Consider the following 25819-nt stretch of genomic DNA (forward strand, 5'->3'; position numbering starts at 1 on the left):
AGGCCGGCGATCTGCCGGCCAGCGGGTGAGGATTACTTGGCAGCTGGGAAGCGGCCCTTGACCAGCGCTTCGCGGCGGCGAACACCGAGGCCCAGCCGCTCCTCGACCAGCAGCGCCCGCTCGTTGCGGATGAATTGATCGTTGATCAGGCCCATCTTGAACAGGAAGGTGAGGCGATCGAACAGGGTGACGGATCGGGCGAAGTTCGCGACCAGGAACTCACCGCCGGTGTCGGTGCCCCCTTCGTCCATGCTGTCGGAGGTGATCACTGGACGCCCCCACAGAACCGGGGTCACGAGACCCTGAAGGTTGGCGAACAGGTAGCGGTTCTCGCCGTCCTTCTGCAGCTCGATGTTCATCCAGTCCAGCTCGGTCATAACCGCGCCGTCTGCGGACATCTTCGACTGCTTGCGCACCTGATAGATGGCACGGCGCACCAGGTCGATCGACGTGTCGCCAGCCTTGTTCAAGGCTACGTCATAGCTGGTTGCCTGGGTCATCAGGCCGTTGAGGTTGTCGCCGGTGCCGTCGCCCTTGAGGATCTGCGTTTCTTCTTCCAGTTTCAGGTCGTAGCGCAGCAGCTGCTGGATGTAGGCGAGCATCTGCGGAACGTCATCGAGAGCTTCGTCGGTGACCGGCATCCATACCGCCAGTTTTTTCACGCGATCGGTGATGCGCTCGAAGGTCACGTTGCTGGTGGGCTTGAGACCGCCCTCCGCCACCGGCGCGGCGCCCTTGGTGTGCAACAGCTCACGGAAGTAGGTGTACTCCTGCGCCGACACAGGGATGACGGTCAGAAGGTCGCGGATGCGCAGTTCCTGACGAATACCTGGTTGGATCACAGGATCGTAGACAGGCGGCACGATGCCGGCGCTGGTAACCTTCATCTCCTTCATGCTGGCCATGTCGGACTTGGTCACTTCGAGCTGGGCCTGGGCGGCGTTCTTCTGGTTCAGGGCCTTGTAACCATCATCGCCCTTGATCATGTCGATGAAGCTTTTGCCCTCGCCGGGCTGGCCACGCAGCTTGACGCCCTTCTGCTCCAGGTCCACGACCTGGTCGATGACCTTCTGCAACTCGCCCTTCTGGTCTTCGATCTGCTTCTTCAGGTCGCCGGTAACCTTGTTGCCCTTCTCGACCTCCTCCATGGCCGCGTCGTACTTCTTCTGCAGGCCCTCGAAGCCGCTCTTCAGTTGCAGCTCGATGGTATCTTTCAGCTCTTTCACTTCGCTCATTGCGATGCTCCAAAATGGTGGGTGAACAGGGTGGAAATTTCTTTCAGCTCATCCACGATCGCCGTGGCCTCGCTTCCGCCATCACGGCGCAGCGCGGTGTAGCCGAGCGAAGCGACTGCCGCCGCTTCCTTCTGCGAGAGGCCCATGCGTTCGCGCAGCGCCTTCTCGAAAAGCCTGATGTCCGACTTGACGCTGAGCACCTGCGCCTCGGGGTTCATGCCGAACGGGACGAAGGAGGCCTCCCACAGTTCGGCCTCCTTGATGAGGCGTACACGCCGGCCGGCGCGCTCCTCGAAATCTGCCTTGATGGTGTTGAAGCCGATCGACATGCTGTCGAGGATGTCGGCCTTCATCAGCTCATAGGCATCGCGGGCATAGCTCACATTGAGATTGACCTGGCCCTTGAGCAGCAGCCCATGGTCGTCCTGGGCGTAATCGGCGGCGCCGACCAGGCGGGTCAGGTCGTGGTACAGGGCCAGCTTGAGCTTGCCTGCACGGGTCGCTTTCACACGGGTGAAGGCCCCAGGCAGGATCACGTCGTCGCCCAGATCCACGTTGTTGAACACGGCGGCGTAAGCTTCGAAGTTGCCCGCGTCGTCAACCGACTTGAGTTCGATTGGAACCTCAAGAGTCGCCATTTTTCTGAACCTCCCACCGGGTGACCCGGTTGTATTCGTCGCCTTCCAAGAGAGGCAGATTTTCCTTGGCGCGGGCTTCGTTGATGGTCATCCAGCCAGAGCCGCCTGAACCGCCGAGCGCTGCCCCCAGGTACGTGGCACGGCCTGCGCTATCAGCGCGCAGCAGCCCCTCGACCACGAACTCGACGAAGCGTGTGGTGCTGCCAAACAGCTTGCTGTTCAGCTCGTCTTCAATGGTGTCGATGTAGGGCTTGAGGCCGAAGGTGATGAACCCGATGAGCTGCTGCTCAAGGTTCGAGCCCATGATCGAGGTCTTGCCCGCACGGTTGGCCAGCCACAGCGGAACGCCGTAGATACCCGCCAGGGCTTCTTCCTGGAACTGCTGGGACTCGATGAACTGTGCGTCTTTCTGGCTGATCCCTGCCGGCACGATCTTCGGGCCGCCCTGCAGAATGGCCATCTTGCCGATGTCATCGGTGTCGGCCTTGCGTACGTCGGGGAATCGCTTGAGCACCTGCGCCTGCTGCTGGTCGGTCAGGAAGCCGTCGTAGATGACATAGCCGCCGGTGAAGCCGCCCTTCCTCATGAACCGCGCCGACCACTGCTGGCCGGCCTTGGCCAGGCCCATGGTTTCGGCCTGGTACTCCAAGGGCGAGAGGCCGACCACACCGTCAAGGCTGAACAGCTTGAAGTGCAGCATGTACTCCGGCGAGACGGGGAACGGGTCTCCTTCCGAAGGCGTCACGGTGTACAGCAGATCCTCCTCGGTATCGATCTGCACTGTCCGGCCATCGAGCGGAACCAGGCCGATGATGTCGCCCTTGCCGTTGCGCTCGATCAGGGCAAAGGCATTGCCGCGAAGGGCCATGTTCACGACCACGAACTTGAGGAAGTTCAGCATCGTCATGTACGGGTTGGGCTTGCGAAGCAGCTTGAGCATCCGGTCGCTGCCGCTGATCAACTCCCGCCCGCCACCCTTGTCGTCGTAGAGCTTGAGCGGCAGACCGCTCAGCGACTCGGAAAGGATCTTGACGCAGGACCAGACCATGCTGATCGAGAGCGCGTTCTTTGTCGTGATCCGAACGCCAGCCTTGGTCCGTTTGCCACCCACCTCGAGGTCGGCTTCCACGTAGTCCCCAGTAACGGGGTCGGTGTAACCGAAAAAGCCCCAGGTCGAGGGTTTGTACCATTTGAATCTCATGGTCAGCCTATGAGGTCGAAGAAGCCGTTGTTGAGGTAGTTGTCCATGCCGCCCTTCGCCTCAGGGTTGAGCGCCATCAGCGTCACAGCGTTGAACAGCGCCATCAGCGGGTCGATCTTTGCCGAGCCGCTGGCCTGCTTGGTGATCAGGATCGAGTTGCCCCGTGGCTCGACGCGGGCGTTGCCGCAGCACCAGGCCATGAGCGGCTGGCCACCGTGCAGCAGCGTCCCCTCGGCCAGCTTGCGCTCGGCAGTCTTGATCGCCCCGCCCAGGCGCCAGCCCTGTGAAACACCGTCGATCTTGTCGCGCGGTATGCCGACCGCCTCGAGTGCATCGAGAATGGCGCCGACGCCCGCCGGGTCTAGACCGACTTTGTCCAGCAGGCCGGCCTGCTCCACTCGCGCCACAAGCTGGGCCACGTCCTCGATGTCGTCACCGATACGCTGCACCAGGGTCAGGTGCCCGTCCTTGGCGAAGTCGCGGATCCGCGGCGCCTCGGACTTGCGCCGCTCCAGAACGGAGGGGTGAGCCCAGGCGTGGGTCCACGTCAGCCAGCGGCGCGTGCCAGTCTCCCGGCCGATGGCAGCCAGGCCCAGCAGGTCGTCAAGACCGCCGCCGTCGACGCCGATGTCGATCACCTCGCAGCGCTCGAGCAGATCGTCCAACGTACGGCAGAGCTCGGACGCTTGCTGCTCCCAGAAGTCCGCCCCGGCCCACCTGTCCGATAGCAGGGCCAGGCCGATCTCGACGTTGAGGTGCTTGGCCAGGAAGCCCCGGAACGACTCCTCTCCGTCGAGTTGAGCCTGCGCATAGCCGCGCTCGATGAACGGCTCGTCTACCGAAAGCCCCAGGTTCGGGTTGGTGATGTAGGCGTTGGAGAAATCCCGGTGGGCACCGGCATCGAGCATCGCCTTGGGGAACTCGTACAGCACGGGCAGAAACGACTTGTCGATGATCTCCCCATCCCGAACCTTCCGGGCGTACATCAGCTTCTGGCGGAACACGCCGGCCGGCGGCGCATCGGACTGGGTGGTGGCCCAGATGATGAATCCCTCTGGCCGAGAGGCCAGGCCACCAGTGGCCTCGCGTAGCATGGCCTCGGCGTTGGCCCGCTTGCCGAACACCCACAGCTCGTCAACGAACACGCCGATGGCTTTCTTGCCCGACACCGTCTCGCTGTCCGCCGCAACCACCTTGAGGGTGGCGTTAGTCTGACGGTGCGTCACGGTGCGCAGGTGATCCTGCACCTTGAGCAAGGCCTTGAGCTCTTCGTCAGCACCCACCATGTCCCGGATCGGGAGGTAGGAGTTATCCGCGATCTCCTTGGTCGGCGCCAAGATGATGAACTCACCCGACGCCCGCCAGTTAAGGATCAGTGCGGTGAGCATGATGCCGGCGGCGATGGTCGACTTGCCGTTCTTCTTGCTGATCAGCAGCATGAACTCGCTGACCAGGCGCCGGCCTGAATCCGGGTCATAGGCGCCGAAGATCGCAGCCACGAACTGGTTGACCCAGTCGCGCACGGTTTCGCACATCAACGGGCTGCCGGTGGCGTCCACCATGCGCAGCGCGCCGAACACGTCCAGGGCTTCCTCAGCCTCGGTCGGGAACAGCGGCTCGAACGGAATCAGGCTCCGGCGGGCAACTATGCGCTGCTCCCAGTCTGGGCAGGCGGTTGACCACTCCATCATTTCACCGACTGCAGCGGGCCGCGGCGGGTGCCGAACTTGCCGGTAGCTGCCTTATCGGCGTTGGCCTGGGCCTGATCCTTCTTGCCGCTCTCGCCTTTGCGCGGGTGAACGAAAGGCATCAGGGCCTTGGCGGCATCTACGCGAAGCTTCGCTTCCGTGCCCATGTCGTTCATCACCGAGAGGAGGAAGTCCTTCGGGTCACGGTGGAGCAGCGCCTGGGCCAGGTCGAAGCCGGCACGCTCCGGCTCTGCTTGCTCCTCGGATTCCGGTGCCCCTTCCGGGCCCGGCTCAGCCTCTTTGGCAGCCTTGGCGGCGGGCCTGGCTTTAACATCCGGTTTAACATCGCCTTTAACATCTGGAGGCATCAGCCCCAGGGCACGCAGCTTCATCAGTTCGGCAGCGACGTCCTTGTCCTTGACCAGCCGAGAGCCCGCCGCAGACGCTGTCTTCTCGGAATAGCCGGCCGCCACGGCAGCGTCTCGATTGGACGCACCTTCCCTCAGCGCAGCGATGAAAGCGCGCTTGCGGGATGTTAAAGCCATTTAACAAAAATCCTGTGGGGGAAAAAAATCTGTACGTGGGGTCGGTGGCGGTCTAGCTAAGTGAGAATAACTATATTTTGACCACCCCCGGGGTTTGTGGCACGTCACTGACGTGCATTTTGCAATGTCGCCCGCGCCGCCGCGGCCTCAGCCCAGCCCTGCAGCCTCCTCGGCCTGCTTGACCGAGTCGTGGCAGGGCTTGCACAGCGACTGCCAGTTGCTCTGGTCCCAGAACAGCGTCATGTCGCCGCGGTGCGGGGTGACGTGGTCCACCACGGTGGCTGCGGTGGTGCGACCGAGCCTGGCGCAGTAGACGCAAAGCGGGTGGTCGAGCAGGTGGCGCTCGCGGGCCTTCTGCCACTTGTAGTTGTACCCGCGCTGTGAGCTGGTCTTGCCGCAGCGCCAACTGCTGGGGTTCACGACCTTGACCCTGGAGCCTGTGCCATCCGCAAGTCGCGGCGTGATCGTCTTGAGCCTGGCCATCAGCGCACCTCGGTCACGATGCCGCGCTCGATCCAGCGCATGACGCGAGCCAAGTTCGGTTCGCGACCGGTGATGTGGGACATGGCCATGACGCCGGCCAGGTAGTACTTCAGCCACCAGCGATGGCGGCAGACGATCGTTGCTATCATGCGGGCCATTCAGCCTCCTCGCGCCACGAAATGGCGCATGTCGATTTCGTGGCGCGGATCATTCAACCCGCACAATCTTGGCGACGTTGCCCTTCGCCCGGCAGACCAGCATGGCGGCCAGCAGGTAGAACGCAGTGTTGAACCACGACACATCAGCGAACTCGTCATGGAGCACCATGCGGCCGATGAGGCTGACGCACTGCATGCCAGTGACCGCACATGCGGCCCAGGCCATCAGCGATACGCCCAGCTTGTACCGGGCATCGGGATATGGCCGGTAGCGCAGGCCGATCATCACGAAGATGACGGCGCACAGAGCGGCCTGGATAACGGCAACCATTCAACCCTCCTTCCTGGCTCGCAGGCGGAAGACCCATTGCAGCCAGCGAGGCATTTGGCCGGTCTGCATCCACTCCAACACGCCGGAGAACGTGACCACACAGAAGACACCGCAAACGAAGGCGCTGAGGCCTGCCGTTTGCGTCCAGGCCCGGGCCAGTAACTCAGCAGCACCAAGGTAGCCGCCAATCCAGCCAGTCAGCAGGTAGCCGATCCGGCGCAGCATGCCGATGTCTCGGGCGTAGACAACATAGAAGAAAGCCCCGCCGAACGCGCCCACCAGGGTGGCCAGGTCCAGCTGAGGAAAGAAGGCACCGAGGCCGACGCTGGCAAGTACGCCGGTCACTGCAAGGGTGCCGGTGCTTGGTTCGGCCATAGGGGTGCTCCAAAAATAAAAAAGCCCGCATAGAAGCAGGCGTGACTTAAAGCTACCATCGATGTTCCACCAACGAAGTAGCTCTAAAAAAGGAAGCTTTGATGAGCAGATACAAACTCAATAGCCTGAATCTCGCCAACCTTCATGCCGGCGAGCATTGGAACTTGATTGCAGATATTCAGCTGCCAGCAGGAAGCTCGACCACCTACTACCCGTCGACGCCAAAGAACGTCGATCAGATGACCATTGCCGAACTGAAGGCTTATGCACTAGCCGAGTTTGAGCGAGCCAACGACTGACTCAAGCGCCGCCAACCTCTGCTCAGTTGTGATCTTGGCGGCGTCTTCTCGGCCTTTCCGGGCCAATAGATCAAGCTCGATTTTTCCCAGCCTTTCGTTGATAGCCTTCTCGGCGCCGGCGCCAATCAGCTCTTCGCGAAACAGGCGGCGCACATCCTTTTCCAGGCTAGGGCCAAGCTTCAGCTCACTAGCCACATCGCTCAAACCAAGCCCGACGCCTGCCACGTAATACTGGCCTTGCTCGTTCACTGCCACCTTGACACTAATGCGAGCAGGGTCGATGGCGGAATCCTTGATCGTCGCGGCCGTGATGAATGCCTGTCCGTCAACGACAAAGAAGGGGCTGTCACCCTGGCTTTCGCGCTTCACCACCTCAAGCTGGCCCGCTCCAGCAGCGCGAAGGACTTCCTGCGCATCACGGATTGCACGGGCCGACTCACCGTAGAAGGTGACCGTGCCCATGCGCAGGGGCTCAATGGCCTTGCCTGGGTCAACCTCCAAAGTTGGCTCCTCAGCACTGGAGACTCGGGTAGCTAGAGCCGAGATCGCTCTTGCTGCGGCACGATTGTCCTGCAAGCCACAACTGAGCGCCCCGATATGAGTGCACAGAGCGTCGTCAGCATCTTCTCTGGCGCTGGCCTCGTGGGTGATCGTGTTGGTTAGGCCGGTGACGGTTTGGCCCTGCGCGGCGACCGGAGTGCCAAGCTCGGAAATCTTGCCTTCGCAGGCGGTGACACGGGAATCCAAGGCCGAGAAAGCTGTGGTATCAACCTTGGTACATACCTGAGCTTGTATCCCGGCCACTATGGCGCGAAGCACGTCGATGCTGGAGCGCAAAGAGGCGATGGCTTCGTTGGTTTCGGACATTTGCGATCTCCAGATACGAAAAAGCCCCGGCATGTACCGAGGCTCAGAATGGGTGCGGAGGGCCGGTGCTTCCCGGCTTCGTGGTCTGGATCGCTGGGTCACGTACCCCAGACTCTCATCGCGTAGCCGCCCATTGTCCGCACGGGATTAGACGACGCCACTACCGACTTAGCCCAGCTGCCTGGGCGTGTCATCCGCATAAAAATAACCCTAGGCGCATCTTTTCTCTTTACGAGTTATACGCCTAGAGGTACAATTTCAACATCAACCACACAAGGAGACGGAGGTGCAAAGCAGGCAGTTGATCAAGGAGCTTGAAGCAGCTGGATGGGTTCTAAAACGTGTCACTGGAAGCCACCACATCTTCAAACACCCCAACAACCCAAACTCGATACCAGTGCCACACCCCAAGAAGGATCTACCGATCGGCACGGTAAAGAGCATCAAGGAACGAGCCGGGTTGAAATAACCCGGCTTCACCCTTTGCACCTCTGTAGGAGACGAACATGCAATACCCAATCTGCATCGAGTGGGGCGACGAGAACACCGCCACCGGCATTCAGATCCCCGATATTCCAGGCGCTGTTACCGCGGGCGACACCTTCGAGGAGGCCTATACCTCTGCCGTCGAGGTCGCCCATATCATGCTGGAAGAGATCGCCAGTAACGGCCAGGCCATCCCGATGCCAACCAGCGCCGCGGCCCACCGGGACAATCCCGACTTCGCTGACATGGGCTGGGGCATGCTGGAGATCGACATTACGCCGTACCTGGGCAAGACCGAGAAGGTCAACGTTACCCTGCCGGGGTTCGTGATCCAGCAGATTGACCGATATGTGCGAGACCACAACGTGAAGAGTCGGTCGTCTTTCCTGGCTGACGCGGCCATGGAGAAACTGGGTCGCTGAAACGCAAAAGCCCCGGCTTAATGGCCAGGGCTTTGTGTCTCAATCCCGTTTATGCGCAGGGATCTGAGGATGGTGGGCAATTTCGCTCATTCGCTCACCATTGTCAAGAGACTCAATCAATTAGCTGCTCTCTCTCCAAGATCTCGGTTACATGGATGACAGCGCCCTCCTCCAGCTCCTCAAGGCATTTGTGAATACCCCGGCGCCATCGGGTGCGGGTTGAGTCTGGCCGCGCGTCCACATCCCAGGTGTTCATGTCGTAAAACTCATCAGGCAAAACCGCAACATCGGAGGAGCGCTTACCATGCTTGCCCTTCATCTTCGGGATGAACCACACGGTGGTGGCCTTGTAGATGAACAGGGCCGGTGCCGGCGAACTGATCCGGGGAATGCTGCGGGCGATCGCACTGACACGGTTGGCCTTGTGCGTCGAGAACTTGCCCACCAACACATCCCAGTGCTTAGGGCTGAGCTCTCGGTGCAGCAGGGCATGCAAGATGCAGTCATAGTCGAACTGATCGCGAGCCGACAGCAAGGCTCGAAACCCACCGGTTCGAGGACCAGAGTCAATCAACTTCTGCCAACTCTGCCGGGTCGCGTTGCTGGTGCTGTCTGCGGCCAGCACCCTGACGATCGCTGCCATTACACCCTGGTAAACCATCGGTTCGAAGTCAGCCAGCATTCGGCGCGGCAGCGCTGCAGTAACGTTGCTCATCGAGTGGCTCCTTGGGCCATGCGGGCCTCAGCAATTCGAACAAAGCCCAGGAATTGGTCAGCCGGCATTGCCTCCTTGATAACGTCGAGGATGACCCGATCCATGTGCTGCTGGGTGTGCGCCTTGGCCTCCTTGCGCAACTGGCCGCACCGGTACAGCAGGCGGGTGCGGTCATGGTTGATGTGCTTGAGCGCGGCCTTGGCCCGGTTGTACCAGCTGCGGTCGTATGGGCGCCCCTGAACAGCGCCCTCTTGTGCCTGGCTCAGCGCCAGCTCCAGGCGGATTGCGTCACTCACCAGCTGCTCGTGCAGGGCCTCGCAGGCCTCAAGGGTTTCCGGCAACTCGCGGGGCCCCACCAGGCGTGGGTGAGCTTCTGCGAGTTGCGGGGTATTGCCAGTGGCAACAGGCTGCTCAGCGCCAGCACGCTTGGTGACGGTTACCGAGAGGACCGGAGTTGCAGGTTTGCCAGCGCCAGCGCGCGGCCACAGATCAGAAAGTTTCACGATGCTTGCTCCCCTTGCGGTGTTTGGAGAAATTCAGAACGCGGGCCATCTCGACTTCATCGTCAGGTGGTAGTCGGTTGCCGGCAAAATTGACAAATCGGGCGTACTGCCCTTGGCGCTGTACCAGGCATGAGCCCTGCGGGGCCTGGCGCCCCTTGTCGAGGATCAGCTCGGTAACGCCCTGCTCGCCCGCTTCCGACTCCGGGTCGTGGTGGACCAGGATCACCGCATCGGCGTCCTGCTCGATCTGGCCGGAGTCGCGCAGGTCGCTGGCCTGGGGCTTCTTGCCTGGGCGACTCGCTGGGTTCCGGTTGAGCTGCGCCAGCACCAGCACCGGCACGCTCAACTCCTTGGCCAGGTTCTTCAGGGCAATCGAAATCTTGGCCACGGCATCGGTGCGGCTCTGGTTCTTGCCCTCCGCGCCCACCAGGCCCAGGTAGTCGATCATCAGGATGTCGAGGCCCTTTTCGCGCTGGAGTCTGCGAGCGTCCGAACGGATCGCGCTCATGGTCATGCCCGGGGTGTCGTTCAGGTACAGCTGGGCAGCCTCGATCTTGCTGCCGGCGGTCCCGATGCGCTGCCATTCGTCCTCGTCGAGGCTCTTGACCTCCTCCATGCGGCGCAGGTCTACGCCGCCCTGAGAGGCGATGGTGCGAACAGTGAGTTCCTTCTCGTCCATCTCCAGACTGAAGATCAGGCCCACTCCGGCGCCGCGGATGGCTACGTGGTTGACGATCTGGAGCCCCAGCATGGTCTTGCCGCTCCCTGGGCGCCCGGCAATCACCACCATGCTCTTGGGGCGCAGGAAGCCGATCAGCTTGTCCAGGTCAGTCAGGCCGGTCGACAGCTTCGGTGGTGCTCGGTCGTCCAGCACTTCCTGCATGCCGTCAAAGACCTTGGGCAGCACCTCGGCCATGCGCTTGTACCCGGCCTTCTCGGAGCCCTGAAGGTCGCGTAAGTCAGCGATGGACTGCTGGGCCTGGGCAATGATCTCGTCTGGCACCAGGCCACTTGCAACGGCAGCCTTCGCAGAATGGCCAAGGTCGACCACCTGGCGGATTACCGCCCACTGCTTGACCTGCTTTGCGTAGGCCATGACGTTCGCCACCGAGGGCACATTTCGGCACAAGTCCGCCGCGAAGCCCAGGGTGGCCTTGCCGCTTGGCAGGGCGCGCTGTGTATCCCCCACCGTTACAGGATCGACAGGTAGGCCACGCTCAAGGCAATCACGGATCACGTCGAACAGGGCCGCGTGGTCGTCGTAGAGGAAGTCGCCGCTGGTCATCTGCCCCATGATGTCATCCACCAGCGAGGCATTGCCGTCCAGCGACGCGAGCATGACTGCCCCCAGCACGCCGTGCTCGGCCTCTGGGTAGCCCATTACCAGTTCGTCAGTCATGCGTCACCTCGCGCCGAGGACCAGGTGAACAGGACGGCGCTCCCGCCAGCATCGGTCAGTCGATCAACAGCACGATCTCCCAGGCACTTGCGCAGGCCGGCCAGGGCCAGGTTGGAGATCACGATGGTCGGCATGAGATTCCGGTACCGCAAATCGATCACCTCAAACAGAACCTGCCGCTCGAAGTCGCTGCCGTGCTGAACGCCAACCTCGTCGATCACCAGCAAGTCTGGTTTCAGCAGTGCTGCGTAGACATCGCGCTCGGTCTGCTCAGACTTCTTGTCGAAGGTCATCTTGATGTCGCGGATGATATCGATCGCCATGGTGTATCGGGCTGTAGCCCCGAATTCTCGGATCACCTGCTGGGCGATGGAGCATCCCAGGTGTGTCTTCCCGGTGCCCACGTCCCCCAGCAGCATAATCGAACGGCCAACGTCCCAATTGGGCTCGAACTCGCGCACGTAATCACTGCACTCGGTCAGCGCCACGGCCTGCCCTGCGGTCTCGGTGCGGTAGGTGTCCAGGGTGGACGACCGGAAGCGAAGCGGGATGTCAGACGCCATCAGGGCGACGTTCAACGCCCGTTCATGCCGGGTAGCCTGTGCCGCCCTACGGACGGCCTCGTCAGCAGAATGCAGCGCGTCGAACTGGCAGCGCTTGCATCCCTGCCAGAAGTGTTCGCCCGAGAACGACTCAATCAGCTCATCAGTGAAGTCACCGTGCACACGGCACTGGCCAGGTTTGAATTCCAAAGTCTGTGGAGTGGTCATTTTCTTGCTACCCGGTAAGTCCCGTTGGGCTGGCGTACAAGCCCTTCGGTGTGGTCAATCTTGTCGAGGTCGGTGTGATGAGATTGGCGGCTGGCGCCGGCCCCTGGTAGAACCTTGTCCGGGAACAGGCCCCTCCAACCATTGCTGATGGACAGGTTGATCACCTTGTCGGGGTGTGGGTGCTTGGCTAGGTCTGCAGCCAGGCGCTTGCAACTGGTGGCCGTCAGCGGGTGCTTGATCTCGCGGCGGTGCTGACACCAGTCAGCCCACACCTGTTCGCTCACGTTGGCCGGCTTGGCAGTCATCGGGTCGAACTTCTGAGCCTTCGTCTTCGGTGCCGAGGGAGCGTTAGCTCCCATCATTGGTTCTTTCTCTATTGATTGAGTAATAGAATCCTTTATTAAGTAGCTGTCGGTTTGCCCACAGTTCGGTAAACCCACACTTCGGTTAACCGAATATTCGGAAACCTGTAGGTTCGGTTCGTAGTGGACGATCACACGACGGCCGAGCACCTTGCCGGTCCCCTCCTCGCGCACCACCTCATGGCTGACCAGGCCCAAATCCTTGAGGCACGCCATGGCCTTCGAATAGCGCTCACGACCGATTGCGAACCGGTCCTGCAGGTGCGAACCAATCACCTTCCAGTCGCTGGAACGGGTCTGCAGGTAGGTCCAGATCGCCAGGGCATCCGGGTTGATGATCATGGCCACCACGTCGTTGCTCAATGAGCTGTACGGCGCCTGCTTGGCGTGGAAGGTCGTGGGCGTTGCTTTCTCCACATTCACTGGCTTGCTCACAGCTGCAGCTCCTCTGTGACCCGGCGCACGAAGGCGTCGTAGGTTTCGGCCATCTGGAAGCCTTGAAGCTCCAGCGCCTCGCGATACGCCTTCGCGCTTCCGTAAAGCGTCAAGCGCTCGCGCTCTGGCAGATCTCGGAAGGCCGAATAGGTTGGCCAGGGGCCGGTGATGATCGCTGCGCCAGCGCGCTGCTGGAGCGCCTGGGCAGGGTTTGGGGTCGGGGTCATTGGAGAGTCTCCGATCCAGCGCCGGTGATCTTGGCGACGTGCTGCGCAAGATCGGTCAGCGAGCCACCAGAAAGCCGCAGAACGAGTGAGCGCAGCGCTGTCACCGCATCCAGCGAAGAAACCCGCGCCTCGGCCATTTCAAGCGCCTGGGGTGAGTGGTTGCTGATCGTCTCGAACACCTTGTCGGCATAGTTGAACGACGCGCTGGCGAGCTGCAGAGTGGTCAGATGGTCGAAAACCTCGGGCCGCAGTGGCTCGCGCAGAGTGTTGACGATCGGAATGCTGAAGGTTGGCGGCTCACCACCCTCCAGCAGATGCCGACGCTCCTGCGCGAGGTGCTCGCCCGACACGACCGAAGCATCACTGCCGGTCTGTCGTTCGAACAGCACACTCAGCGCCAGGCTGGCGCCAACCAGGCCGACATAGGTTTCGTCAAACTCGCGGATCTTGGCGCCATCGCTGACCACCTCGATTGCGTCCATGACGGCCTCGAAGGACAGCAACATCAGAGCCGAATTGGAGAAGCTCTCGAAATAGGCCTTGTTGATCACCTTGCTCATTGGGCATCCTCCAGCAGATCTGCATCACGGCTAGCCCACAATGCCTGGATTTTGGCGAATCCCTTGCCCGTTACGCGGCAGGTGAACTTCGTGCGCCGCTCGCCTGTGTCCGGGTCTTTGTAGGAGCTTGCAGAGGCAACCAAGTACCCCGCCTCGATCTTTGCTTGATAGGGCTGTCCATACCGATCGACCCAGCGCTTTTGTTTGAGGAAGTCGAACAGTCGGTTCTGACCAGTACCGATTGCTTGGGCCACTTCGCGCACGTACATGACGTTGTGCGAAACCACCACTTGATCGTGGAACTCCACCTTCGGGGAATCAGCCGCGACCTTCTGCTCCAGCAGCAGGTTTTCACTAGCCAGCTCCCTGTTATCGCCTTCCAGCGCCAGGCGTTTCTCGACGTTCTCCAGCAGCAACCCCTTGAGCACCGTCGGATCAGACAGCGCAGCCATTACGTCGGCTTGCGGCCTGGCCAACCGCTGTTCGAGCTCGGTCATGTAGTCGAACACTGCGGCCTGCAGCTCGTAGCTGTATGACATGGCGAGCAGGCACGACTCCCGCTTGGGAAGTGCGTAGCAGGGCCGCTCCTTGTTCTGAGTGTCTCGGTAGGTGCCCAGAAATTTCTGGGCACCTGTTTCACCCAGTACCTGCGGGACTTTCTCCAAAAAAGTGTAGTGCTCAAGCCTTGCGAAACCCTTGGATGGGAAAACCTGGCCAGCCAGGTCGGCCTGTCCCTTACGATGATTGTTGATGAAGTCGACCAACTCCAGGCTGGTCATGGTGACGGCATCGCCGCCTTGGAATTTGACGATGCTCATGCAGTTGCTCCTTCGAGTACCATCCAGCGCTCAAGAATGATTTGCTCACGGAATTCGCAGCCGGCGACCCAGGACAGCAGTCCCTGGACTTCACGCTGCGCTTCAGGGTTGGTGATATCGCCGCCCATTTCCTCTATGCGGATGGCGGACATGACACAGCGCCAGGCGGGATGGATGCTCAGGCCGGTGAGCGCCATCACCTGACGGTAAATCGCCAGCGAAATGTGCTCGAGGTCGATCAACTGCATCTGGTTAAGACGATGGCGGCGGGTGCGCGGCCCCTCCTCCGGCGCATCGATGATCCCGCTCACCTTCCAGTAGGCGCTGACCAGCGACGGCAGATCCCCGCCAGTCGCAGTGGGATCGGGAACGTCGATATGGCGGCGGACCATCGCTGCAAGGTCGAGGGAAAGCTTGGCGATAGCGGGTGAGTTCTTCATGCCGCACCTCCCGCGCCACGATTACGAGAGGAAGGTTTTTGTGGCGCGGAGCGTGGCAGGGTCTGGAGCTTGTAGTCTGCGCTCTCTTGTTCGTCGTGAAGGCGGCCGGCGGTGTCGGCAAGATGCTGAATCAACCAGCCAGTACTGGTTAGAGACTCAGCGCTCAGCTCGCCAGTAGTGCCAACCCAGGCCAAAAGCTCACCCATCGCGGCAATCCCGGAGGTCAGCAGCCCGGCAGTTTGCGAAGCTGCATCACTGATGCGCTTGAGTTGCTCGGCCTGCTCATCCGTGAGAAATGCGCCCTCCTCCCAGGCCGAAGGGAACTGCTGATCAACGCGCAGCAAAAGCTCGCTGAAGCAAGGTGGTGTCTTACTCATGGCCTGGCACCTCCACACTGGAAGCACCGCCCTTCTCCACCGACCAAACGAGCGTGCTTACCGTCTCGCTCAAGAACTTGAGGGTCGACATCGCATCGCAGTAGACGAGCTCGCCGTAGTTGAGCGAGTCGTGCATGTGCTGACAGATCTGGCCCATGCCAGATGCGAGGACCTTGGCGGTATGCAGCGCGTCCTCTGCATTGATGCCCCCCCTCCACCTTGAGCAGGTAAAGCCCGCGGTTGTCGATTGGGGTGTCGAGGAAAGAGCTCCCGACTGTCTTGATGGCTTGCGCCGGTGATGGCGCGGTGGTATTTTTTGGGTGCATGAATTCGTCTCCTTTCGACGAAGATTCAAAAAGTCCCTGCCAGGGGACTGGTTAGAGAAACCCGCTTCCTACGGCGGGTTTTTTGTTGCCTGGAGAAAAGTCAGCCAGACAACAAAAACTGGGATGCCCAGGCGCTCATGGGGAGGCCTGCGCGGTACTGGATGGATTAACAGCAGATTCAACGGACTGCTCGCACACGCAGTCGACAGGTAACCTTTCGTTCAAGGTTGGGGCAGGGTCTGGATACAGATCAGGCCGAAGCAGGCAGCGGGAAACGCCGGACTCAGCCTCAATTCGAAGAACGTGTTTGGCTGGCACATGGCCGGTGGCGCACATGCGCTGAACGTTCTGAGGCGTGCAGCCAAGTTTTTTCGCCAGGTTGGTCTGGCTTCCCAGAGCCTCCACGGCGCTGGACATTGCTTCGATACTCATGGGCGGTCTCAGCGGACGTATGACATTGCTGCAGAGACTACAGCCGAAAAACTGTAATTACAAATGACATTTGCAATGCTGACTACAAGGAACGCTTGTAATCTATGGACATGAACACACCGACCATTGCACAGGCCATCTCTGAAGCTCGCGAAAAGCTGGGTATCAATCAATCAGAATTGGCCCGGCGACTGGGCATCACCCCTCAATCAGTCCAAGCCTGGGAATCAGGGCGATCGTTCCCGCGCTCATCTAAGTTCAAGGAAATAGCCAACGTCTTAGGCATCAGGCCACAGGTACTTCTGGTGGCCAGCGGTATGATGAACGTGAAGACGCCGGCTGAGTTTCTCGAGGGCCTTGCTCGAAGTGATCTCAAGCAGACAGCTGACACTCAGCTACCTGAGATCAGGGTATGGGATGAATCCACCCCTCTTGATGATGACGAGGTCTACGTCCCGCTCCTTCGCGAGGTAGAGCTATCCGCAGGATCAGGAAGGTTTGCCATCGAAGAGGGCCCAGTCTCGAAGCTCCGGTTTTCAAAGCAAGATCTGCGAGAAAACGGCGTCCAGTTCTCAAACGCGAAGTGCGTAACGGTTAGCGGAAGCAGCATGCTGCCTGTCCTGAGGGACGGAGCGACGGTGGGCGTGAACATAGGTAAGAACCAGTTGACCGATGTGGTCGATGGCGAGATGTATGCGATCAGCCATAACGGCCAACTCCGCATCAAGCAGGTATTTCGCCTTCCCAGCGGCCTGAGGCTGCGCAGCTTCAACCGTGATGACCATCCAGACGAAGACTACTCCTTCCAACAGCTGCAAGATCAGCAGGTCACCATACTCGGCCACGTCTTCTGGTGGGGAATGTTCGCCTAACCACCGCATCAGTCCGCACGAGCGGCCTTTTTTGCAAGCCAAATTACAAATTTCGTTTGCAATTGAAAATTACAAGTTGTAACTTCCGCTCCATAGCAACCAGCATGGGGCAACGAAGATGCACACTGAGACGATCACTGCAAACGGGCTTGTCGGCTTCCTCGGTCGAGGAGCCGCGCCCCGCGAGCTGGAATGCCTCATGGCAGTCGCATCTGGCCTTACCTCCAAGGAAGCAGCCAAGAGCCTTGGCATATCAGCAGGATCGATCGACAAGCGCCTGCTCGCCCTGACCACAAAACTCGGCGTACAACGCCGCGCAGCTCTGGTGGCGGAAGCGTTCAAGCGGCAGATCATCAGTCCGGCCATCATCGCCCTCTGCGCCATCCTGGTCGGCCACTCCGTTACCAGCACCACCGAAGAATTCACCCGCGTCCGCCGACCAGGCGATCGCAGCATCGCCTCATCACGGATCTACCGGCGCGCCGAGTGCGCCTTGGCGGTGGCGTGACGCCTTCCGCCTGAACTGACCCATCACTGATTTTTGCGAAAGCCATCAACCGCGGCATGCCCTCGGCTTGCCTGGAAAAAGGAGATTCACCATGAAGCAAGCGCCATTGGTCCAGGCCAAGAACCTGCACCTGACCTTCAACTTGTTCTCACCAGAGTCACAGCCAACTGTCGCCCAGTTCCTGGAAAGCCTTTCCGAACCGGTCGCCGAGGCTGCGCTCACCCCTCCCGCCATCGGTGAGTACTGGCCTGGCCAAGGCGGCATCTACGGCGGTCTGCGTCTTTACCCTGAAGGCATGTGCCACCTCATCTTCGCCGCTCAGGACGTAGGCAAGCACGCCTATAGCGAGCACGGCACCAAGGTCGAAGCTACCAGCCAGATCGATGGTCGCGCCAACACCGCCATCCTGGTCAATCGCGACGGGTCGCACCCAGCAGCCGACGCTGCATACGCCTTTACCTGCGACGGTCACGCCGATTTCTACCTCCCAGCCTCCGGCGAGCTGCACCACGGCTACCTGTACCTGCCTGCGTCGTTCGAGAAGGCCTGGTACGTGTCGAGCTCGCAGCGCTCCGCCTACGGCGCCTACAACATGGACTTTGAGGTTGGCTGCCTCGGCGGCAACCGCAAGAACTACGAGTTTCTCGTCCGCCCCGTCCGCAGAATTCTTCAGTAATTCAGTTCTTCATTTCTTCCGCTGGGCGCACGCCCGGCGGCCAGAATCAGCCAATCTCGAAGGAGCCGCACCATGGCCTTTGATAGTCACAGCCTCGACAAATTTGTTGTCCGCCTGCCGGACGGGATGCGCGACCAGGTAGCAGCGGCAGCGGCTGCCGACGACCGCAGCATGAACAGCTTAATCGTGAAGGCTCTCCGCGAGTACCTGGACATGCAGCGGCGCCAGCAGGTGCTGATCGGAGCTCTTGTGCTGGCAAACCAGATTCAGGGACAGCAGGAGCAGCAGCCATGAAGCAAGTCGACCTGCTCCTGCTGCTGTGGGATGCCCTGCAGCAGCGCTCGACAACCTTTGGCCAGGTCGCCGCTTTGTCCGCCGCGTGCGGGCTCGACGGGCGCCGGGTGCTGGCTGATCACTTCCGGGGGCAATCATGCGCATGAAGCCCGAACACTTTGACCGCCTGGTCGAACTCAGCTGCCGTGAAGGCCTGTCGCTGCGCACCTACTTGATCATGATGCGCCGGGCGCTTCGCCACGTCATCGCTGAAGACGACCGGGAGCGCCTGGATGCTAGCAAAGGCATGCGTGCATTCAAGCGCAACTTGCCATGGAGCCAGTCCGTTATGGACAGGTACGCCGAGGCTTGCCGAGCACTGCAGCAGCACAACCGCGAACTGCTGGTCATGTACGGCTGCTACCTGCGCGACCACCATGTCGCGCTTGAAGCTGAGCTCGGCTGGGACGGTCTGTGCGATGTGCTGTGCGTAAACCCTGCGCACCGCGCCGAGGCATCGGAAGCCGACAAAGGTCTGTTCGGTATCACTTGGATCGGCGGCCAGTTCGAGGATAGCGCCACCTACTACGGCAGCGACGACACCGGCAAAGGGCCGATCACTCGAGCCATCAACGCGGCGATGACGGAATGGATGATCAACAACATGGACAAGCTGCCGGATCCATTCGCGCCCGATGGCCCCTTCTACGGCGTGCCGACTTACTACCAACAACCCGACGGTCGCATGGCTCGCCAGAGCGCCCCTCTGGTGGTGCATGACGAACAGGGCAGCCGGATCGTTACGCGCAAGATTGAGGTGAGCAAATGAAACGCCGATCCATCAACCCCGCCGCCCTCCCCGCTGTCGGCCAGCCCCTGGGCGGGGGATTCTTCGCCGGCCGGATCTTCTTCGACGGCGCCGAGCATGCGGTGATCGATGCCGGTCGAGACTTCGAAGTCGCCGCCCACTGGTGGCAGGAACAAGGCCCGCGCCCGCGCATCCGTGGGGCAACGTCACGCTTCAACGGGATGGCCAACACCCAGGCCATGGCCGCCGAGGGCAGCGAAATCGCCCGCAAGGTGCTGGGCATGAACATCCGTGGCACCTGGGGCTGGCACATCCCGTCAATCGAGGAACTGCAGGTGCTGCGCTGCAACCTTCTCCAGCTTGAAGGCTGGGGTCGCGCCGGGGCCATTCCAGACCACGACGCCGCGCAGGCATTTGGTTTGCGCGAGTACTGGACCAGCAGCCAGAAGTCGAACGCCGCCACAGCCTGGTGCCTGCACATGCTGCCCTGGTGCGTGCCCGATACGAACTGGGTGAGCAAGGTGAAGGGCATCAGGCCTGTGCGCACCCTGCTGATCAATCAGGAGGCATTTATCCATCCGGCCGCGACTGATGCGAAACGTCCGGAAAATTTTCCGGAAGTTGATCTGCGCGGCCTGGCCAACCAGCAGGCCGTGGCCACCGTGCTCGAGCGCTTCGTGAATGAGGATGCTGGGAAGTTTTACGGGCGCACTGAGGCGCTGGTGGCTGAACTGGCTGCATTGGCAGGAGGTCGAGCATGAGCATCCTGCAGCACTTCCCGATCAACACCGCCGGGCGAGATTTCGCTGTGGGCGACATTCACGGTCACTTCACCCGGCTGCAGCGCGCCCTGGACCTGGTTGGCTTCAATCCCGCAGTGGACCGGCTGTTCTCGGTAGGTGACTTGGTCGACCGCGGCCCGGAGTCTGACCAGGTGGACGCCTGGCTGGCCAAGCCATGGTTCCACGCTGTGCGCGGGAATCATGAGCAGATGGCAGTCGAGGCGTACCGGTTCGATCCATCCGGTCGCGTTGGCGATGTGCATCTGGCCAACGGTGGCGCCTGGCTGTATGCCAGATCGTCTGTCGAGCAGGCGTGCTACGTCGAGCTGCTGGCCGACCTCCCGCTGATCATCGAAGTCGAGACGCCGCAGGGGCTGATTGGCATTGTGCACGCAGACTGCCCTTACCACTTATGGAGCGAGTTCACCTGGGCGGCAAAGGACGGCTCACAGGCAGAGGCCGAGCACGTCTCAGCAATGGCGCAGTGGTCGCGCAGGCGCATTACTGCCGAGGACTGCTCCGGCGTCGACGGTGTGCGCGCAGTAGTGGTGGGCCATACCCCAGTTCGACGCCCGGCAGTGCTTGGCAACGTCTACCACATCGACACCGCCGGCTGGATGGACGGGCACTTCACGCTGCTGGACCTGCACACCCTGCAGGCTCACCCGCCGATTGATCCAAAGCTGAGCTGGGATTGGGATGACGTGACAGATCAGCGTGACAACCACAACCTGACGCGCCAGGAGGAATAGCGATGGCAGCAGCAGAGAATCTGCCCGAGGACCATGTGCACGACAAGGTCACCGAGAAACGGATGGGCGAGTTGGTGGGGTGTACAGCGAAGGCGCTTCAGCGCAAGCGTGAGAAAGGCATCATCCCCAACTGGGTGTGGATGAAGATCAACGGCAGGATCATGTACAGCAAAAGGAGATATGACGAATGGATCGAAAGCCTATGGACCTGCCGGCCGGAGTCGAGCTTGTCGGGCGCTCAATCCGAATTCGCTTCACCTGGAACAAGAAGCGGTGCTGCGAGACGCTCCCCTTCCCTCAGACCCCGAAAGGGATCGCAGCAGCAGCGAGTCTACGTGCTCAAGTAAAGGGGCTGGACAAGCTCGGCGCGCTGACGACAGAGAAGTACGCCGAGCTGTTTCCCAATACGCGCAGCGTGGTGGTGCAGGAGCAAACTACCCCGATCTTCTTTGACTACGCGCAGGACTGGCTCAACAGCTTGCAGATCGTGGAAGGTACTCGGAAGAACTACCGCTCTGCTCTGCAGGTGTATTGGGTTCCTTACCTGGCCGAGAAGCCGATCGACACCATCACGTCAGTGCTCCTGCGCAAGATCATGAACGATATCAAGTGGACTTCCCCGGTACGCCGCAAGGGCGTGGTCGGCCTACTGGCGTCGATCTTCCAGCAGGCGGTGACGGACGAGTTGATTGTTCGAAATCCGGCCCTGTCTATCCCAGGCGCCAAAGTGCCGAAGCGTGAGGTCGACCCTTTCACCAAAGAGGAAGCGGATTCGATCATTGCTCATCTTTACGAAACGACGAGCGGCATGACGGCAATTTACGCCGCCTATTTCGAGTTCTGTTTCTACACCGGCATGCGGCCGGGCGAGGTGATGGCTCTGCGCTGGAGCGAGATCGACAGGCGCGTAAAGACTGCCAACGTTTGCCGCATTCAGATCCGTGGAGTGATCCAGGATCGCACCAAAACGAAGCGTTCCCGAAAAGTTTTATTGAACGATCGCGCCCTGCATGCGCTCGAAAAAGCCAGACCGCTCACCGAGGCCCGTTCAGATTACGTGTTCGCGCCCAGTGGGACAGGTGACCGCTCGGAGATGTTCATTCGCTCCGAGACGAGTCAAAAACGCTACTGGCTGGCAGCCCTACGGAAGCTTGGTATCAGGCGTCGCAGGATGTACGACACGCGCCACACATACGCGACCATGTGCCTGATGGCCGGCATGAACCCGGCATTCATCGCCGCGCAACTCGGGCATAGCGTGCAGGTGCTGCTTTCGACATATGCGAAGTGGATCAACTCGCCGAATGACTGGGCTGAGCTTGATAAGCTGAAATCGCTGGAAAGTGGTACAAAAATGGTACGAGCTAAAAGCCAGTAACGCCAAGAGTGCCGAAACTCAAAGGGTTTACGTTACATGTGCGGATTAGCAGGAGAGTTACGTTTCACCCCCCTCGGCCAAGCCCCTCGCCCGGCGGACCTCGCCGCGGTAGAGCGCATGACCCATCATTTGGCGCCACGCGGTCCCGACGCCTGGGGCTTCCATAGCCTGGGGCCGATTGCCCTCGGCCACCGGCGCTTGAAGATCATGGACCTGTCCGATGGCTCGGCGCAGCCGATGGTCGATAACACCCTCGGCCTCTCGCTGGCCTTCAACGGGGCCATCTACAACTTCCCCGAACTGCGCCAGGAGCTCCAAGACCTGGGCTACACCTTCTGGTCCGACGGCGACACCGAAGTGTTGCTCAAGGGCTACCACGCCTGGGGTGCGGCCCTGCTGCCCAAGCTCAATGGCATGTTCGCCCTGGCCATCTGGGAGCGCGATAACCAGCGCCTGTTCCTGGCCCGCGACCGCCTGGGCGTCAAGCCGCTGTACCTTTCGCGCAACGGCGAGCGGTTGCGTTTCGCGTCGACCCTGCCAGCGCTGCTCAAAGGCGGCGACATCGACCCGATGATCGACCCGGTAGCGCTCAACCACTACCTCAACTTCCACGCCGTGGTGCCAGCGCCACGCACCCTGCTGGCCAACGTGCAAAAGCTCGAACCCGGCACCTGGATGCGCATCGATCGCCATGGTGAGGTGGAGCGCCAAACCTGGTGGCAGCTGCAGTTCGGCCCCAACCCGGATGAGCGCGAGCTCGACCTGGAAGGCTGGACTACCCGGGTACTCGACGCTACACGCGACGCCGTGGCAATTCGCCAACGCGCTGCCGTGGACGTCGGTGTACTGCTGTCTGGCGGTGTCGATTCCAGCCTGTTGGTCGGGCTGCTGCGCGAGGTGGGCGTCGACGACCTGTCGACCTTCTCCATCGGCTTCGAGGATGCCGGGGGCGAGCGCGGCGACGAGTTCCAGTACTCCGACCTGATCGCCAAACACTACGGCACCCGCCACCACAAGCTGCGCATCGCCGAACACGAAATCATCGAGCAGTTGCCGGCGGCCTTCCGCGCCATGAGCGAACCGATGGTCAGCCATGACTGCATTGCCTTCTACCTGCTCTCGCGGGAAGTGGCCAAACACTGCAAAGGTGTGCAGAGCGGCCAGGGCGCCGACGAATTGTTTGCCGGGTACCACTGGTACCCGCAGGTGGACGGCGCCGAAGATGCCTTCAGCGCTTACCGCAGTGCGTTCTTCGACCGTAGCCATGCCGAGTACCGCGACACCGTACAGGCCCCTTGGCAGCTGGACACAGACGTGGCGGGTGATTTTGTCCGCGAGCACTTCGCCCGCCCCGGCGCCCCCGATGCGGTAGACAAGGCACTGCGCCTGGACAGCACGGTGATGCTGGTCGACGACCCGGTCAAACGGGTCGACAACATGACCATGGCCTGGGGCCTGGAAGCACGTACGCCGTTCCTCGACTACCGCCTGGTCGAACTGTCGGCGCGCATTCCGGCGCGCTTCAAGCTGCCGGACGGCGGCAAGCAGGTGCTCAAGCAGGCCGCGCGACGCGTCATTCCCCAGGAAGTGATCGACCGCAAGAAAGGTTACTTCCCGGTGCCGGGCCTCAAGCACCTGCAGGGTGCGACGCTGGATTGGGTACGCGAACTGCTGACCGACCCGAGCCAGGACCGTGGCTTGTTCAACCCCTCCATGCTTGACCGCCTGCTGAGTAACCCCCACGGCCAGCTCACCCCGCTGCGCGGCTCCAAGCTATGGCAGTTGGCAGCCCTGAACCTGTGGCTCAGCGAACAAGGAATCTGACCGATGAAAGCCCATGAAATCGCTTACGGTCAGCGCCTGCTGCGTGGCCAGACGCCGTCTTACGAGCGCCTGCAGGCACGCCTGGCAGGTGATGGCAGCGAGCCCCACGACCAGCCGCGGGCTTTGCACTGCGGTTGGGGGCGGCTGCTGATCGGCCATACTTACCCGGACCCTGCCAGCCTGGCAGAGGCGCTGCAGGACGAACGTCCCGGTGAGCGCGACATCGCCCTGTATGTGGCCGCGCCTCAGCAGTTGCTGGCCCAGGCGCCGCAGCATTTGTTCCTCGACCCGTCCGACACCTTGCGGCTGTGGTTCACTGATTACCGCCAGGCGCAACGGGTCTTTCGTGGCTTTCGCATCCGCCGGGCGCAAAGCGATGCCGACTGGCAGGCGATCAACACCCTGTACCAGGCGCGCGGCATGCTGCCTGTGCAGCCGGACCGCCTCACGCCGCGCCATCAGGGCGGCCCGGTGTATTGGCTGGCCGAGGACGAAGACAGCGGCGCGGTAATTGGCAGCGTCATGGGCCTGAACCATAGCAAAGCCTTTGACGACCCCGAGCATGGCAGCAGCCTGTGGTGCCTGGCCGTGGACCCTCAGTGCACCCGGCCCGGGGTTGGCGAAGTGCTGGTGCGCCACTTGATCGAACACTTCATGAGCCGGGGCCTGGCCTACCTGGACCTGTCGGTGCTGCACGACAACCGTCAAGCCAAGCGGCTCTATGAAAAGCTGGGTTTTCGCAACCTGCCGACCTTCGCGGTCAAGCGCAAGAACGGCATCAATCAGCAACTGTTCCTTGGTCCCGGCCCCGAAGCCGGGCTCAACCCCTATGCGCGGATCATCGTCGATGAAGCCTATCGGCGAGGAATCGAGGTGCAGGTGGACGACGCCGAGGGCGGCCTGTTTACCCTGAGCCTCGGCGGGCGCCGGGTGCGGTGCCGCGAGTCGCTGAGCGACCTGACCAGCGCGGTGAGCATGACGCTGTGCCAGGACAAGCGCCTGACCCAGCAAGCGCTGCACGCGGCAGGCTTGCAGGTACCGATGCAGCAGCTGGCGGGCAACGCCGATGACAACCTGGCGTTTCTCGACGAACACGGCGCCGTGGTGGTCAAGCCGGTGGATGGCGAACAGGGCCAAGGGGTAGCGGTCAACCTGAGCACTTATGACGAGGTGAGCCAGGCCATCGAGCACGCGCGACGCTTCGACAGCCGCGTGCTGCTGGAAAGCTTCCACCCCGGCCAGGACCTGCGCATCGTGGTAATTGGCTACGAAGTGGTGGCAGCGGCGATACGCCACCCGGCGCACGTGGTGGGTGACGGCAAGCACAGCATCCGCCAGCTGATCGAAGCCCAGAGCCGCCGACGGCAGGCCGCCACGGGTGGCGAAAGCCGCATTGCGCTGGATGACGAAACCGAACGCACCCTGCGTGACGCCGGTCTGGACTACGTCAGTGTGCTGCCCGCCGGCCAGCGCCTGGCCGTGCGCCGGACTGCCAACCTGCATACAGGTGGCACCCTGGAAGACGTGACTGAGCGTTTGCACCCGGTGCTGGCCGACGCGGCCGTGCGGGCAGCACGGGCACTGGAGATTCCAGTGGTGGGCCTGGACCTGATGGTGCGCGATGCCGAACACCCGGATTACGTGATCATCGAGGCTAACGAGCGCGCCGGCTTGGCCAACCATGAACCGCAGCCAACGGCAGAGCGCTTCGTCGACTTGCTGTTCCCGCACAGCCGGGCGTTGGCGTGAATCAGTGACGGCCCTGTCGCCGGCACGCCGGCGCCCACACGTACTGCACCGCTCTCTAGCCGTGAATGGTCTGTGAGACCCGGCTTGCGGCGATAGGGCCTGCAA

At 61.4% G+C, this 25819-nt stretch carries 36 protein-coding genes; 14 read left to right on the forward strand and 22 right to left on the reverse strand.

The features are described 5' to 3' along the window. Positions 1–32: 32 nt before the first annotated feature. The 9 genes from L6D80_RS13580 to L6D80_RS13620 all read right to left on the reverse strand — a co-directional run bounded on the left by L6D80_RS13580 (position 33) and on the right by L6D80_RS13620 (position 6654). The gene (locus L6D80_RS13580; RefSeq protein ID WP_029885583.1) at positions 33–1235 is read right to left on the reverse strand and encodes a phage major capsid protein; all 1203 of its coding nucleotides are present in this window, start codon (positions 1233–1235) and stop codon (positions 33–35) included. Beyond that, positions 1232–1873 (reverse strand): HK97 family phage prohead protease, encoded by a 642-nt coding sequence (locus tag L6D80_RS13585; RefSeq protein ID WP_029885582.1) that lies wholly within the window; start codon positions 1871–1873, stop codon positions 1232–1234. Before L6D80_RS13585 ends, L6D80_RS13580 begins: the two co-directional genes overlap by 4 nt. Further along, entirely contained in the window at positions 1860–3074 is a 1215-nt protein-coding gene (locus L6D80_RS13590) for a phage portal protein (protein ID WP_029885581.1), read from the reverse strand. The genes L6D80_RS13585 and L6D80_RS13590 overlap by 14 nt, the downstream gene beginning before the upstream one ends. Positions 3075–3076: 2 nt before the next feature. Next, complete coding sequence (locus L6D80_RS13595; RefSeq protein ID WP_029885580.1) at positions 3077–4762, reverse strand: terminase large subunit; 1686 nt, start codon at positions 4760–4762, stop codon at positions 3077–3079. Then, positions 4762–5307 carry a terminase small subunit gene (locus L6D80_RS13600; RefSeq protein WP_029885579.1) on the reverse strand — a complete coding sequence of 182 codons (546 nt, stop codon included), beginning with the start codon at positions 5305–5307 and terminating at the stop codon, positions 4762–4764. Before L6D80_RS13600 ends, L6D80_RS13595 begins: the two co-directional genes overlap by 1 nt. 147 nt (positions 5308–5454) lie before the next feature. Further along, positions 5455–5790 (reverse strand): HNH endonuclease, encoded by a 336-nt coding sequence (locus L6D80_RS13605; RefSeq protein ID WP_054913360.1) that lies wholly within the window; start codon positions 5788–5790, stop codon positions 5455–5457. Next, positions 5790–5948, reverse strand: a complete 159-nt coding sequence (locus L6D80_RS13610; RefSeq protein WP_176516378.1) for a hypothetical protein — start codon at positions 5946–5948, stop codon at positions 5790–5792. Before L6D80_RS13610 ends, L6D80_RS13605 begins: the two co-directional genes overlap by 1 nt. Before the next feature lie 49 nt (positions 5949–5997). Next, entirely contained in the window at positions 5998–6279 is a 282-nt protein-coding gene (locus tag L6D80_RS13615; RefSeq protein ID WP_176516380.1) for a phage holin family protein, read from the reverse strand. Beyond that, positions 6280–6654 (reverse strand): putative holin, encoded by a 375-nt coding sequence (locus L6D80_RS13620; RefSeq protein ID WP_176516382.1) that lies wholly within the window; start codon positions 6652–6654, stop codon positions 6280–6282. A 101-nt stretch (positions 6655–6755) separates the two neighbouring features. Here L6D80_RS13620 and L6D80_RS13625 point away from each other — a divergent pair, with 101 nt between their 5' ends. Beyond that, a complete protein-coding gene (locus tag L6D80_RS13625; RefSeq protein WP_176516384.1) occupies positions 6756–6953 on the forward strand; it encodes a hypothetical protein in 198 nt (65 codons plus the stop codon). On the opposite strand, the gene L6D80_RS13630 is transcribed toward L6D80_RS13625, so the two are convergent. Continuing rightward, positions 6924–7820 carry a hypothetical protein gene (locus tag L6D80_RS13630; protein ID WP_176516386.1) on the reverse strand — a complete coding sequence of 299 codons (897 nt, stop codon included), beginning with the start codon at positions 7818–7820 and terminating at the stop codon, positions 6924–6926. The genes L6D80_RS13625 and L6D80_RS13630 overlap by 30 nt on opposite strands. A gap of 286 nt (positions 7821–8106) precedes the next feature. On the opposite strand from L6D80_RS13630, the gene L6D80_RS13635 reads away from it, so the two are divergent. After that, complete coding sequence (locus L6D80_RS13635) at positions 8107–8289, forward strand: type II toxin-antitoxin system HicA family toxin (RefSeq protein WP_016715573.1); 183 nt, start codon at positions 8107–8109, stop codon at positions 8287–8289. A 37-nt stretch (positions 8290–8326) separates the two neighbouring features. After that, complete coding sequence (locus L6D80_RS13640; protein ID WP_110676511.1) at positions 8327–8728, forward strand: type II toxin-antitoxin system HicB family antitoxin; 402 nt, start codon at positions 8327–8329, stop codon at positions 8726–8728. Positions 8729–8840: 112 nt separating this feature from the next. Here L6D80_RS13640 and L6D80_RS13645 read toward each other — a convergent pair whose 3' ends face one another. From L6D80_RS13645 to L6D80_RS13700, 12 genes are all read right to left on the reverse strand, one after another. After that, positions 8841–9443, reverse strand: coding sequence for a hypothetical protein (locus tag L6D80_RS13645; RefSeq protein WP_110676513.1), 603 nt, complete (start codon positions 9441–9443; stop codon positions 8841–8843). Next, complete coding sequence (locus L6D80_RS13650) at positions 9440–9946, reverse strand: hypothetical protein (protein WP_110676515.1); 507 nt, start codon at positions 9944–9946, stop codon at positions 9440–9442. Before L6D80_RS13650 ends, L6D80_RS13645 begins: the two co-directional genes overlap by 4 nt. After that, positions 9933–11345 (reverse strand): replicative DNA helicase, encoded by a 1413-nt coding sequence (locus L6D80_RS13655; protein ID WP_176516388.1) that lies wholly within the window; start codon positions 11343–11345, stop codon positions 9933–9935. Before L6D80_RS13655 ends, L6D80_RS13650 begins: the two co-directional genes overlap by 14 nt. Further along, positions 11342–12115, reverse strand: coding sequence for an ATP-binding protein (locus L6D80_RS13660; protein WP_176516390.1), 774 nt, complete (start codon positions 12113–12115; stop codon positions 11342–11344). Before L6D80_RS13660 ends, L6D80_RS13655 begins: the two co-directional genes overlap by 4 nt. Continuing rightward, complete coding sequence (locus L6D80_RS13665) at positions 12112–12912, reverse strand: DNA-binding domain-containing protein (RefSeq protein WP_176516392.1); 801 nt, start codon at positions 12910–12912, stop codon at positions 12112–12114. Before L6D80_RS13665 ends, L6D80_RS13660 begins: the two co-directional genes overlap by 4 nt. After that, positions 12909–13139 (reverse strand): hypothetical protein, encoded by a 231-nt coding sequence (locus tag L6D80_RS13670; RefSeq protein WP_176516394.1) that lies wholly within the window; start codon positions 13137–13139, stop codon positions 12909–12911. The genes L6D80_RS13665 and L6D80_RS13670 overlap by 4 nt, the downstream gene beginning before the upstream one ends. Beyond that, the gene (locus tag L6D80_RS13675) at positions 13136–13699 is read right to left on the reverse strand and encodes a hypothetical protein (RefSeq protein WP_176516396.1); all 564 of its coding nucleotides are present in this window, start codon (positions 13697–13699) and stop codon (positions 13136–13138) included. Before L6D80_RS13675 ends, L6D80_RS13670 begins: the two co-directional genes overlap by 4 nt. After that, positions 13696–14517 (reverse strand): phage antirepressor KilAC domain-containing protein, encoded by an 822-nt coding sequence (locus L6D80_RS13680; protein ID WP_176516398.1) that lies wholly within the window; start codon positions 14515–14517, stop codon positions 13696–13698. Before L6D80_RS13680 ends, L6D80_RS13675 begins: the two co-directional genes overlap by 4 nt. Continuing rightward, a complete protein-coding gene (locus L6D80_RS13685; protein ID WP_176516400.1) occupies positions 14514–14957 on the reverse strand; it encodes a hypothetical protein in 444 nt (147 codons plus the stop codon). The genes L6D80_RS13680 and L6D80_RS13685 overlap by 4 nt, the downstream gene beginning before the upstream one ends. Next, positions 14954–15334, reverse strand: coding sequence for a hypothetical protein (locus L6D80_RS13690; RefSeq protein ID WP_176516402.1), 381 nt, complete (start codon positions 15332–15334; stop codon positions 14954–14956). The genes L6D80_RS13685 and L6D80_RS13690 overlap by 4 nt, the downstream gene beginning before the upstream one ends. Continuing rightward, positions 15327–15491: a hypothetical protein gene (locus L6D80_RS13695; protein WP_236183049.1), complete on the reverse strand. Its 165-nt coding sequence runs from the start codon at positions 15489–15491 to the stop codon at positions 15327–15329. The genes L6D80_RS13690 and L6D80_RS13695 overlap by 8 nt, the downstream gene beginning before the upstream one ends. Positions 15492–15795: 304 nt before the next feature. Beyond that, a complete protein-coding gene (locus L6D80_RS13700) occupies positions 15796–16092 on the reverse strand; it encodes a transcriptional regulator (RefSeq protein WP_176516404.1) in 297 nt (98 codons plus the stop codon). Between the two features lie 104 nt (positions 16093–16196). Here L6D80_RS13700 and L6D80_RS13705 point away from each other — a divergent pair, with 104 nt between their 5' ends. The 11 genes from L6D80_RS13705 to ngg all read left to right on the forward strand — a co-directional run bounded on the left by L6D80_RS13705 (position 16197) and on the right by ngg (position 25714). After that, positions 16197–16964 (forward strand): XRE family transcriptional regulator, encoded by a 768-nt coding sequence (locus L6D80_RS13705; RefSeq protein WP_373876109.1) that lies wholly within the window; start codon positions 16197–16199, stop codon positions 16962–16964. Between the two features lie 118 nt (positions 16965–17082). Next, a complete protein-coding gene (locus L6D80_RS13710) occupies positions 17083–17472 on the forward strand; it encodes a response regulator transcription factor (protein WP_176516406.1) in 390 nt (129 codons plus the stop codon). 91 nt (positions 17473–17563) lie between these two features. Further along, on the forward strand, positions 17564–18148 hold the full coding sequence (locus L6D80_RS13715; RefSeq protein WP_236183051.1) for a DUF1566 domain-containing protein: 585 nt from the start codon (positions 17564–17566) through the stop codon (positions 18146–18148). 72 nt (positions 18149–18220) lie between these two features. After that, positions 18221–18442 (forward strand): Arc family DNA-binding protein, encoded by a 222-nt coding sequence (locus tag L6D80_RS13720; protein WP_176516408.1) that lies wholly within the window; start codon positions 18221–18223, stop codon positions 18440–18442. Then, positions 18439–18588: a hypothetical protein gene (locus L6D80_RS13725; RefSeq protein WP_176516409.1), complete on the forward strand. Its 150-nt coding sequence runs from the start codon at positions 18439–18441 to the stop codon at positions 18586–18588. Before L6D80_RS13720 ends, L6D80_RS13725 begins: the two co-directional genes overlap by 4 nt. Then, positions 18579–19250, forward strand: coding sequence for a hypothetical protein (locus L6D80_RS13730; protein ID WP_176516411.1), 672 nt, complete (start codon positions 18579–18581; stop codon positions 19248–19250). The genes L6D80_RS13725 and L6D80_RS13730 overlap by 10 nt, the downstream gene beginning before the upstream one ends. Continuing rightward, on the forward strand, positions 19247–19990 hold the full coding sequence (locus tag L6D80_RS13735; protein WP_176516413.1) for a hypothetical protein: 744 nt from the start codon (positions 19247–19249) through the stop codon (positions 19988–19990). Before L6D80_RS13730 ends, L6D80_RS13735 begins: the two co-directional genes overlap by 4 nt. Next, positions 19987–20763, forward strand: a complete 777-nt coding sequence (locus L6D80_RS13740) for a metallophosphoesterase (RefSeq protein ID WP_176516416.1) — start codon at positions 19987–19989, stop codon at positions 20761–20763. The genes L6D80_RS13735 and L6D80_RS13740 overlap by 4 nt, the downstream gene beginning before the upstream one ends. A 187-nt stretch (positions 20764–20950) precedes the next feature. Beyond that, on the forward strand, positions 20951–22141 hold the full coding sequence (locus tag L6D80_RS13745; protein WP_176516418.1) for a site-specific integrase: 1191 nt from the start codon (positions 20951–20953) through the stop codon (positions 22139–22141). Positions 22142–22177: 36 nt separating this feature from the next. Next, positions 22178–23965 carry an N-acetylglutaminylglutamine amidotransferase gene (locus tag L6D80_RS13750; RefSeq protein ID WP_176516420.1) on the forward strand — a complete coding sequence of 596 codons (1788 nt, stop codon included), beginning with the start codon at positions 22178–22180 and terminating at the stop codon, positions 23963–23965. 3 nt (positions 23966–23968) lie between these two features. After that, positions 23969–25714: an N-acetylglutaminylglutamine synthetase gene (gene ngg / locus L6D80_RS13755; RefSeq protein ID WP_176516422.1), complete on the forward strand. Its 1746-nt coding sequence runs from the start codon at positions 23969–23971 to the stop codon at positions 25712–25714. Positions 25715–25819: the final 105 nt, after the last annotated feature.

It is taken from the genome of Pseudomonas ceruminis, assembly GCF_021602025.1.
GTDB lineage: Bacteria > Pseudomonadota > Gammaproteobacteria > Pseudomonadales > Pseudomonadaceae > Aquipseudomonas > Aquipseudomonas ceruminis.